Raw genomic sequence first — 6,342 nt, 5'->3', positions numbered from 1 at the left:
CGGACGACGGGGGGCCGGCGACGGGAGGAACGGGGCGGGCGGTCGAGGCGCTCTCGGCCGGGTCCCGGCGCGCGGCGTCGAACCGCGGCTGCGAGCGCACGGGCGCTGCGGGGCGCTCGGGCTCCGCAGCACGTCCGCGGTCGACGGCGACCTCGGTATCGGGCTCCGCGGGGCGCTCGGGCTCGGGAGCAGGAGCGGCATCGGGAGCGGGTTCGCGGATCGCATCGGGCTCGCGCTCCGGGCCGCGGTCCTGCTCGCGCTCCTCGCCGGGTGCAGAGGTCTGCAGGGGCGGGGTCGGCTCCAGCACCATCGTGGGCTCGGGCGGAGCAGAGGCCTCGGCCGCGACGAGCGGCGGCACGTGCACCGTCGTCGCCTCGGGCTCCTCGCGGCCGACCGTCGGCGTCGGCCGCTCCGGTGCGGACTCCTGCGGCGCGGGCTCCTCGTGCGCGGGCTCGTCCTGCGCGGGCTCCTTCGGCGCGGGCTCCTCGTGCGCGGGCTCCTCGTGCGCGGCGTCGGACTCCTCCGGATCGACGGGCGTCCACCCGGATCCGTCAGCGGCCGGGCGCGGAGCATCGAAGATGCTCTTCAGCCGTCCGCCGCTCAGCTGCTGCAGGAGCCACTCGCTGCCGCCGACCTGGCGCTCGGGCTCCTTCGGGCGGTCCTCTCCCTCGGGGTGGTCGCCGCGCCCGCGGTTGCCGTCGTCGACCATCAGCTCAGCCCGAGGTCGGCCAGCCCGATCGCGGCGAAGTAGGGGTACCCGGCGTCCTCGATGATCTCGCGTGCACCCGTCGCGCGATCGACGACGACGGCGACTCCGGCGATCTCGGCACCGACCTTCAGCAGAGCCTCGATGGCCTTCAGCGGCGAGCCGCCGGTGGTGGAGGTGTCCTCGACGACGACGACGCGCTTGCCCTCGAGGTCGGGGCCCTCGACCTGCCGGCCGCGGCCGTGGTCCTTCGGCTCCTTGCGCACCACGAACGCGTCGTAGGCGAGCCCGCGGGCCGCGCCCTGGTGCAGGATCGCCGAGGCGATCGGATCGGCGCCCATGGTGAGCCCGCCGACGGCGTCGACGCGCTCGATCGGCGCGATGAGGTCGAGCATGACCTGCCCGATCAGCGGGGCGACCCGGTGGTCGAGGCTGACCCGGCGGAGGTCGACGTAGTAGCTCGCCTTCTTGCCGCTCGTCAGGGTGAAGTCCCCGTGGAAGACGGCGTCGGAGCCGATGTACTCGATGAGCTGCTGGCGTGCGTCGTTCACAGGGCCACTCTACGGGGCGGTCTCGGCGCCTCCGGGGAGGCCCGCGGGCGAGGTCTCCCCCGCCGGCTCGTCGCTCCCCCCGCGGAACTGGGTCATGTAGAGCTCGTAGTAGGCGCCGCGGCGGCGCAGGAGCTCGTCGTGGGCGCCCTGCTCGACGATGCGGCCCGCCTCCATGACGAGGATCGTGTCGGCGTCGCGGATCGTCGAGAGCCGGTGGGCGATGACGAACGAGGTGCGGTCGGTGCGCAGCGCGGCCATCGCGTGCTGCACCAGCAGCTCGGTGCGGGTGTCGACCGAGGAGGTCGCCTCGTCGAGGATCAGGAGCGACGGATTCGCGAGGAACGCGCGCGCGATCGTGATCAGCTGGCGCTCTCCGGCAGAGACGCTGCCGCCGTCGGCGTCGAGCACCGTGTCGTAGCCGTCGGGGAGCTGCTGCACGAAGCGGTCGACCATGGTGGCCCGCGCCGCGTCGGCGATCTCGTCGTCGGTCGCGTCGAGTCGGCCGTAGCGGATGTTCTCGCGGATCGTGCCCGCGAAGAGCCACGCATCCTGGAGGACCATGCCGACCCGCGAGCGGAGGTCGCCGCGGGCGAGGCGGGTGATGTCGACGCCGTCGAGCAGGATGCGGCCGCCGGTCAGCTCGTAGAAGCGCATCACGAGGTTCACGAGCGTCGTCTTGCCCGCGCCGGTCGGGCCGACGATCGCGACGGTCTGCCCGGGCTGCGCCGAGAACGAGAGCCCCTCGATCAGCGGCTGCTCCGGGTCGTACGAGAACGAGACGTCCTGGAACTCGACGTGGCCGTCGGTGCGCTCGGGGAGCGAGTCGGTGACGGTCTCGGCGTCCTGCTCGTCGGCGTCGAGCAGCTCGAAGGTGCGCTCGGCCGAGGCGACGCCCGACTGGAGCATGTTGGCCATGCTCGCCAGCTGGGTCACCGGCTGGGTGAACTCGCGCGAGTACTGGATGAACGCGGTCGCGTCTCCGAGGGTCAGCTGCCCCGAGGCCACCCGGAGCCCGCCGACGACGGCGATGAGGACGTAGGACAGGTACGAGACGAAGGTCATCGCGGGCATGATCATGCCCGACACGAACTGGGCGCCGAAGGACGCGGTGTACAGGTCGTCGTTGCGGCGGTCGAACTCCTCGAGCATCTCGCGGTCGCGGCCGAAGGCGCGCACGATCTCGAGGCCCGAGAACGACTCCTCGATGTGGCCGTTCAGCGCGCCGGTGTTCTTCCACTGCGCGGCGAACAGCTTCTGCGACCGGGCGCCAATGACCCCGGCGATGATGCCCGACAGCGGAAGCGAGATCAGGGCGATCAGCGCGAGCTGCCACGAGACGATGAACATCATCGCCGCGATGCCGATGATCGTCAGCACCGACTGGACGAGCTGCGAGAACGCCTGCTGCAGGGCGGTCTGGATGTTGTCGACGTCGTTCGTGACGCGCGACATCACGTCGCCGCGCTGCCGGGTGTCGAAGTAGCGCAGCGGCAGCCGGTTGAGCTTGGCCTCGATGTCCTGGCGCAGACCGTAGACGACCCGCATCACGAGGCCGTTGAGGAGGAAGCCCTGCGCCCACATGAGGACGGAGGCGACCACGTACATCAGCAGCACGATGATGATGAGCCGGCCGAGCACGACGAAGTCGATGCCCTGCCCGGGCACGATGTCGGTCTTGGAGAGCATGTCGGCGAACGTGCCGTTGCCCGAGGCGCGCTGCTGCTCGATGATCTGCTCGAGCGGCACTCCGGCGGGCAGCTGCGATCCGATCACGCCGTTGAAGATCGTGTCCATCGCCTGGCCGAGGATCTTCGGCGCGATGACGGTGAGGACGACCGACGCCGAGACCAGCGCGACGACCACGATCATCCGGGCCCTCTCGGGGCCGAGCAGGCTGAAGAGCCGCTTCGCGGAGGGCCAGAAGTGCTGAGCCTTGCGCGCGGGCGGCCCGTCGCCGAACATGCCGCCGTCGGCCTCGCCGGGCTCGTACTCGGGGGCGAGCGACTCCGGCTCGGCCGGCTGCTCGTCGACCGTGTCGCGGACGCGTGCCATCTCAGGCCACCCCTTCGGTGCTCAGCTGCGATTCGACGATCTCGCGGTAGGTCGCGTTCGTCTCGAGGAGGTCGTCGTGGGTGCCGCGGCCGACCACGCGACCGGCGTCGAGGACGACGATCTGGTCGGCGTGGCGGATGGTGGAGACGCGCTGCGCGACGATGATCACGGTCGCGTCGGTGGTCGCCGCGGCGAGGGACTCGCGCAGCCGCGCATCGGTCGCGACGTCGAGTGCCGAGAAGGAGTCGTCGAAGAGGTAGACGCGGGGCCTGGCGACGAGGGCCCGCGCGATGCAGAGCCGCTGCCGCTGACCGCCCGAGACGTTCGTGCCGCCCTGCGAGACCGGCTCGTCGAGACCGTGCTCCTTGCTGCGGACGAAGTCCTCGCCCTGGGCGATGCGCAGCGCCTCCCACAGCTCGGCGTCGGTGGCGTCGGGGCGTCCGAATCGGAGGTTCGAGGCGATCGTGCCCGAGAAGAGGTACGGGCGCTGCGGGACGAGGCCGATGACCTCGGCGAGCTGGGCGCGGTCGAGCGACGAGACGGGCACGCCGTCGATCGTCACCGACCCCTCCTGCGGGTCGAACAGGCGGGGCACGAGACCGAGCAGCGTCGTCTTGCCGGCGCCGGTGGAGCCGACGATCGCGGTCGTGCGGCCGGGCTCGGCGACGAGGTCGACTCCCGAGAGCACGGGGCGCTCGGCGCCGGGGTAGCCGAAGACGACGTCGCGGAACTCGACGCGGCCGAGGGTCGGCGTGACCGCTCCGCCCGCGGGGTTGGTGAGACTCGTGCGGGTGCCGAGCACCTCGTCGATGCGCTCGGCGCAGACGACGGCCCTCGGGATCATCATCACCATGAAGACGCCCATCATCACCGCGGTGAGGATCTGCAGGAGGTACTGCAGGAACGCCGTCAGCGAGCCGATCTGCATCTGGCCCGCATCCACGCGCTGCCCGCCGAACCAGAGCACGGCGGCCGTGGCGAGGTGCAGGATCATCATGATCGCCGGGAACATCAGCACGAAGATGTTGCCGACCTTGATCGACACCTCGGTGATCGCCGCGTTCGCGCGGCGGTAGCGCTCGGACTCGAAGGGCTCGCGCACGAAGGCCCGCACGACGCGGATACCCGTGATCTGCTCGCGCAGCACCCCGTTGATGCCGTCGATGCGGTCCTGCATGAGGCGGAACAGCGGCAGCAGGAGGAAGACCAGCACGCCGACGACGACGAACAGCACCGGCACCGAGACCCAGACCAGCCACGAGAGGCCCACGTCCTCGCGGAGCGCGAAGACGATCCCTCCGATGCACATGATCGGGGTCGAGACCATGAAGTTGAGCGTCATCAGCACGAGCATCTGCACCTGCTGCACGTCGTTCGTGCCGCGGGTGATCAGGGTGGCCGTGCCGAACCGGCCGACCTCGAGCCCGCTCAGGGAGTCGACGCGGCGGTACACGTCGCGGCGCAGGTCGCGCCCGACGGCCATCGCGGTGCGGGCGCCGAAGTAGACGCCTCCGATCGCGGTGACGACCTGCACGAGGCAGACGCCGAGCATGGTCACGCCCGTCGACCAGATGAAGTCGGTGTCACCGGTGCCGATGCCCTGGTCGATGATCTCGGCGTTGAGGCTCGGGAGGTACAGCGCGGCGAGCGTCGAGATCAGCTGCAGCACGACGACCGCCGCGATCCAGCGGGAGTAGGGCTTCGCGTAGGACGATGCGAGTCGGAGCAGGATCACGGGGTTCCTCGAGACGGAGTGGGAGTGCGGGGAGCGGTGGCGGGCCGATCCGGAGGGGACGACGCGCTCCGATCGGCTGCTCCCGCGCGGGCGGCGACCGAGGGTCGGGCGGCGGCGGGGGCTGCGGATCGGGTGACGGCGGAGGGGCGGCGGGAGGAGGAGCGGCGACCGCGAGAGGCGGCGCCGGGACGACGCGGCGGCGCCGATCGGGACGGCGCACAGACAACCATCGACCACCGACACGGGTTCCGCAATCCGCCGGGCGGATGACCGAGGGGACGGCGGAGCGGTGGAGCGGGCGGGCCGCTCCCGCCCCCGCAGTCCCGCCCGCACCGTCCTGTCGGCGGCGGCTCCTACACTTCGAGGATGCGCATCGCCACGTGGAACGTGAACTCCATCCGGGCCCGCACGGGCCGCGTCGTCGACTGGCTGGTCCGAGAGGACGTCGACGTGCTCGCCATGCAGGAGCTGAAGTGCAAGCCCGAGCAGTTCCCGCACGAGGCCTTCGCCGAGGCGGGATACCACGTCGAGATGGCGGGCATCAGCCAGTGGAACGGCGTGGGCATCGCCTCGCGCCTGCCGATGGAGGACGTGCAGGTCGGCTTCCCCGGCATGCCCGGCTTCGCCAAGGCGCCCTCCGAGGACGGCTCGTTCCCGCTGGAGGCCCGCGCGATCGGCGCCACCGTCGACGGCGTGCGCGTCTGGAGCCTCTACGTGCCCAACGGCCGCGCCGTCGGCGATCCGCACTACTCCTACAAGCTCGAGTGGCTCGCCGCCCTCGAGGCGAGCACCCGCGAGTGGCTGACCGCGCAGCCGGATCTGCCGCTCGCGCTCGTGGGCGACTGGAACGTCGCTCCGCTCGACAGCGACGTGGGCGACCCGTCGCTGGGCCCCGGATCCACGCACGTCTCGATCCCCGAGCGCGAGGCCTTCGCCGCGTTCGAGGCGGCCGGTCTGAGCGACGTCGTGCGCCCGCTCGTGCCGGAGGGATACACCTACTGGGACTACAAGCAGCTGCGCTTCCCGCGCAACGAGGGCCTCCGGATCGACTTCGTCCTCGGCTCGCACGCGTTCGGCGAGCTGGTCACGGCCGCTTCGATCCACCGCGACGAGCGCAAGGGCGACGCCCCGAGCGACCACGTCCCCGTGGTCGTCGACCTCGATCTCGAGACGACCCTCGACGACGACCGGCCCATGATCTTCTGACGATGGCGTCCTCGAAGAAGAAGCGGGCGCGCGCGGCCGCGGACAGCTCCTCCCCCGCTCGGCCCGCGGCACCGCGCCCGGGCCCCCGACCG

General features: G+C 71.5%; 4 protein-coding genes and 1 pseudogene. 1 reads left to right on the top strand and 4 read right to left on the bottom strand.

What is annotated here, in order from left to right:
- The 4 genes and pseudogenes from B0T42_RS18495 to B0T42_RS18480 all read right to left on the bottom strand — a co-directional run.
- A pseudogene (locus B0T42_RS18495) lies at positions 1-709 on the bottom strand (hypothetical protein); the annotation flags it as partial.
- A complete protein-coding gene (pyrE, locus tag B0T42_RS18490; protein ID WP_055794176.1) occupies positions 709-1,257 on the bottom strand; it encodes an orotate phosphoribosyltransferase in 549 nt (182 codons plus the stop codon). The pseudogene B0T42_RS18495 and the gene pyrE, both read right to left, overlap by 1 nt.
- Positions 1,258-1,266: 9 nt before the next feature.
- Positions 1,267-3,309, bottom strand: coding sequence for an ABC transporter ATP-binding protein (locus B0T42_RS18485; RefSeq protein ID WP_077224445.1), 2,043 nt, complete (start codon positions 3,307-3,309; stop codon positions 1,267-1,269).
- 1 nt (position 3,310) lies between these two features.
- Positions 3,311-5,044 (bottom strand): ABC transporter ATP-binding protein, encoded by a 1,734-nt coding sequence (locus B0T42_RS18480; protein WP_077224444.1) that lies wholly within the window; start codon positions 5,042-5,044, stop codon positions 3,311-3,313.
- 366 nt (positions 5,045-5,410) lie between these two features.
- On the opposite strand from B0T42_RS18480, the gene B0T42_RS18475 reads away from it, so the two are divergent.
- The gene (locus B0T42_RS18475) at positions 5,411-6,250 is read left to right on the top strand and encodes an exodeoxyribonuclease III (protein ID WP_077224443.1); all 840 of its coding nucleotides are present in this window, start codon (positions 5,411-5,413) and stop codon (positions 6,248-6,250) included.
- Positions 6,251-6,342: the final 92 nt, after the last annotated feature.

It is taken from the genome of Rathayibacter rhapontici (assembly GCF_001995175.1).
Lineage (GTDB): Bacteria > Actinomycetota > Actinomycetes > Actinomycetales > Microbacteriaceae > Rathayibacter.
Note: the sequence above shows the minus strand (reverse complement) of the source record. Positions and strands in the feature narration are given on the sequence as shown.

Coding starts and splice junctions, on each gene's coding strand:
- B0T42_RS18475 (WP_077224443.1), top strand. CDS start 5,411: ATGCGCATCGCCACGTGGAACGTGAACTCCATCCGGGCCCGCACGGGC.
- B0T42_RS18485 (WP_077224445.1), bottom strand. CDS start 3,309: ATGGCACGCGTCCGCGACACGGTCGACGAGCAGCCGGCCGAGCCGGAG.